Below are 3956 nucleotides of genomic sequence, written 5' to 3' on the forward strand. Positions count from 1 at the left end.
CCCCCTGGCGGTTGGGCAACAGGCGGTCCGCCATCAGGTAGAGGAAGCCCCCAGCGATGACCACCAGCGGCACACCCACCCAGGCCAGCTCGAACATGTGCAGCGAGATGCCCCGCTCGCTTTGCAGCAGCCCATCCACCACGAGGTTGGTGCTGGTGCCGATCAGCGTGCAGGTGCCCCCGAGTATCGAGGCGTAGCTGAGCGGCAGAAGCAACTTGGAGGTCGGCAACCGCAAGCGTGCCGCCCATTCCTGAATGGCCGGGATGAACATGGCCACCACGGTGGTGTTGTTCATGAAGGCGCTCAGCCCCGAGGCCGGCAGCAACACACGCAACTGCGCCTGACGCAGACGCCGGGGCTGGCCGAGCAGACGATGGGCCAGCCACTGAATGGCGCCGGTTTCCTTCAGCCCCGCCGCGACCACGTAGAGCGTGGCGATGGTCATCACACCGGGGTTGGCGAACCCCGCCAATGCTTCGCTGGGCGTGAGGATACCGCTAACCACCAGAAACGCCAGCGCCCCCATGAGCACGACGTCGGGGGCGATACGAGTGGCGACGAGCGTGGCGAGCACCGACAGGACAGTGGCTAATGTTAGATAAGCTTCCAGTGGCATATCAGGTGCTGGCCAGCCCCATCACCTCACGCAGTACATCGCAGGTCTTATCGATCTCTTCTGACGTCAGCGTTGGGTGGCAAAGAAACATCAAACTGGTCTCGCCCAACTCACGCGCGACGGGCAATGGTTTACCGGGACGCCCCCCCTGGCCGCCCAATAAAGATGCATTCAGCATTTCAAAATCCAATTCAACAAAGGGAGTAATAATCGACCAGCTCTAGGTTTCAGGCCACATCCCAAGCCACATAGCCAATGTGGTGATTCTGTAATTGTCGGCTCACCACATGTTCCGATACGCCCAATGCCTGAGCACTGCTCTGCAGGGCATCCAGGTCGATATAACTATCCAAATGCTGTTGCCTTAGCCATTCAGCGGGCGCCAATAGCTCAGCGGCAAACGCTCGATTACGTTTCTGACGCGCGGTCCTGGCCGTAGTAACAAGCGTCGTAGCACAAGGGTCCGCCAACATCTCACATAGAGCACGGCCAAATGCAAAACGCCGTCCAGTGGGATGCGGTGATGCTGTCATGACCCCTCCCAAGTGCGCGTCGTTACACTCGGCAAGAGCATCAAGCCAGTGATGGCGTGACGTTTCATATGATTGATGAATAGGTAGCTGATCAAGGCTCAACAAGCGTGACAAATGAGCGTCATCCGGCAAAGGATCCGATCTGGCATCCAAACGCTGACGAAGCCAAGCAGCTAAGCGATACCCCTGCTCCCAAGGCTCAGTCCCTGCTACGGTAATGTCTTTTGGCTTTCCACGTGCTAATGCCGCCAAGGAAGATAGATCCACCATCTGACATGCCAAACCATCACGCGCCTTGGCCACGTCATTAGCAGCACTGGCAACATCTTCCAGCTGCAGCGCGGAGAAGAACTCCAAGTGGCAGTCGGTCGGAACATGACGACCGGCATGAACAACTTGTTCAGCCAGCGCCTTCGGAACCTGATAGGGGTCCATCCCCATTCGAGCACACGCAATACAGAATTCTTTCTCTTCGCCATCAACCTGCTCGATGGCCTGCCACTCCCGTTGCAAGAAGGTATCCTGAATATCTGCCTGCTCAAGACGTGAGATCACTAGCTCGATCCATTGGACCAGACTTTGCCTAACGTCTTCATGCGAAATCGATAAGCTGCCACTTCCCACGAACGCGACAGTATCGGAGAGATCAGATGCTCGCCAAGTTAGCTGTACGGTGTCATCCAGCGATTCCACCCATAAATCAGGAAAAAGATAACCTTCGCGGCCGAAGCGAAGATTGTGCCGCCGATCGTAACTAGGGCGCCAAGGAGCCTGAGGTTCATATAACAATTGCCACCAATGAGCCACCAGCCACTCAGCAATGGGATACAGCGGTATCAGAATATGATCTCGATAACTCTTGGTGTTCGCGTCAAGCACTCTCGTAACCGGATATGCCCCCACCAACAAGCTGAAGCGAGCCCATGTAGCACGAATCTCATCGCCCTCGGAAGCCGATATACTTTCCCACTCAACAGATAGCCGAAAGTCATCACGCATTATCAACACCTAGGCCTTCGGGCCACTCATCACTTTCCAACGGGTAGCCTTTGTAGGCGCCTTGCTCACGATTTACAAGGCGCCCTTCATACACTCTCTCATTGTCTTGGTACCACACATAGCGAGGAAAGTCGCCTTCCATCAGTGTGCCGAAATGGCCGTTCAGAATGCCATGACGAAGCCAATTGGTAATATCGGCCTGCCGGTGAGAAAGCGAACGATCACATATCGTGGCATCCGGTCTCGGCCTTGGCGGATTGCCTGCGAAGGAGGGAACATCTTTGTGCTCGACACTTCCCACATAATGCGCACGCTGCGCCATTGCCTGGCGATATTCGTCAGAACCCGGTTGGCCAGTCAGTTGCCGGCGCATTGGCCGGTGTCGTCGCGTCGCTCTCACGGCAACCTCACTTCAACGATGAGTCGATTAACCTTAGTGACAACGCTACCCCAGGGAAAACGCATGAAAAACTATACTGCGAGAACCTTTGCAAGGTACGTCTCCTCCAGCGCCGCTTTCTTCTATTTCCGCCGCCTGTCCACGATGGATTCTGCAGGCATCTTCTTGAAGCGCGACGTCCAGAGACCAGTGGTGCATAAGATAAGGTGCCAGAATCATGCTATCGCCTTATGTGTCGTCTGATCGCCACGATCGTGAGCCATAGCAATATCGAGAACATTACCCCGAACAGCAAGCTGAAGAATTCCAGACCCGGTACCATCCAACTGCGCAATGGTGTGACGCTGACGGCGACGTGGTTGAGGATCTGCAGACCGCCTGCCAGTGCCGTCATGGCCCCGGCAGGCAGGTAATCGTTCCATGCTATCGTCGCGAGACGGCGGACCAAGGAGAAGAGCACGGCCAGACATGCGATCCATCCCAAGGGCCTGCAGTAGCTATCGCCGAAATCGTTGAGCACGGCGTTCCAGAACAGCAAAATACGTTCAGCGTAATCGTGGCTGCCTTTGAGCTGACGGCGGTAGGCGCGCATCTCCTTGGCATAGAAACGGTTGGCGGCTACTACGTTCCCCTCTGCGTCGAGAGCATCTTTGATCAGGCGAAAGGTCTCGCGGCTGGTGTGGCGCTCGGCCAACTTCGTGAAGTCGCACTCCACGAAGTTGGGGCGCAACTGGCGATGGGTGCTATCCAGCTCCAGTCCTGTCTTAAGTGCCGTCCCCTGGAAGCTGACGAAACCGTTCATGGTGACATCGCGAAACACCGCCGCCCTGCTCTCTGACGACCTGTTTTCCTCTTGCCCGACGACACAACGCTGCAGGCTGAGACGGCCGTGGAAGCCCGTTCGGCGTATCGCCAAGCTTCCTAGCCAGGCCCCACCGAGATCCACGTCGTCCTTAAAACTACATTCTTCGAGACAAAACTCGCCTATCCGGCTGTCAGCTAAAGATAACGGTGCCAGGCAGGTAACGTTGCGCCCTTCCACGCAAGTCAGCACCGCGCCTTGCAGAACCAGCGGCGACTCAAGCGTGATGTCGGCCAGCCGCAGTGCTTTCGGCGCCTGCTGCGGAGGCGTGAGAAACAGTGGCGCCTGCAGGCGAGTGTCGCTTACTTCCAGTTCCTGAAGGAAGTGGCAATCGGCGAAGGCCGGCAAGGCATCGCCGCTGATGTAATGGAAGTGGCTTAATTCACCGCGAATGACCACATGCTCGTGGAAGGTGCAGCCCTGATGCATGACCCCCTCACCCACCGCCAGGGCCGGTAGGTCCGTCACTACCCAGTCAGTGTCGAAGACACACGCCTCGAAACCACAACAGGGATCTCGGCCATCGCCATGATACTCCAGCGCCAG

General features: G+C 56.9%; 5 protein-coding genes. All 5 read right to left on the reverse strand.

Annotation, left to right across the window (positions count from 1 at the left end; all coding sequences use genetic code 11):
* Positions 1–616: SLC13 family permease (locus tag OP496_RS16735; protein WP_280564935.1), on the reverse strand; the 616-nt coding region annotated here is incomplete at its 3' end.
* Between the two features lies 1 nt (position 617).
* Complete coding sequence (locus tag OP496_RS16740) at positions 618–794, reverse strand: hypothetical protein (protein WP_348522021.1); 177 nt, start codon at positions 792–794, stop codon at positions 618–620.
* A gap of 49 nt (positions 795–843) precedes the next feature.
* Positions 844–2148, reverse strand: coding sequence for a hypothetical protein (locus tag OP496_RS16745; protein WP_280564936.1), 1305 nt, complete (start codon positions 2146–2148; stop codon positions 844–846).
* A complete protein-coding gene (locus OP496_RS16750; protein WP_280564937.1) occupies positions 2141–2521 on the reverse strand; it encodes a hypothetical protein in 381 nt (126 codons plus the stop codon). Before OP496_RS16750 ends, OP496_RS16745 begins: the two co-directional genes overlap by 8 nt.
* A 247-nt stretch (positions 2522–2768) precedes the next feature.
* The coding region (locus tag OP496_RS16755) for a hypothetical protein (RefSeq protein ID WP_280564938.1) at positions 2769–3956 on the reverse strand (1188 nt) is incomplete at its 5' end.

This window comes from Chromohalobacter sp. 48-RD10 (assembly GCF_029889785.1).
Lineage (GTDB): Bacteria > Pseudomonadota > Gammaproteobacteria > Pseudomonadales > Halomonadaceae > Chromohalobacter.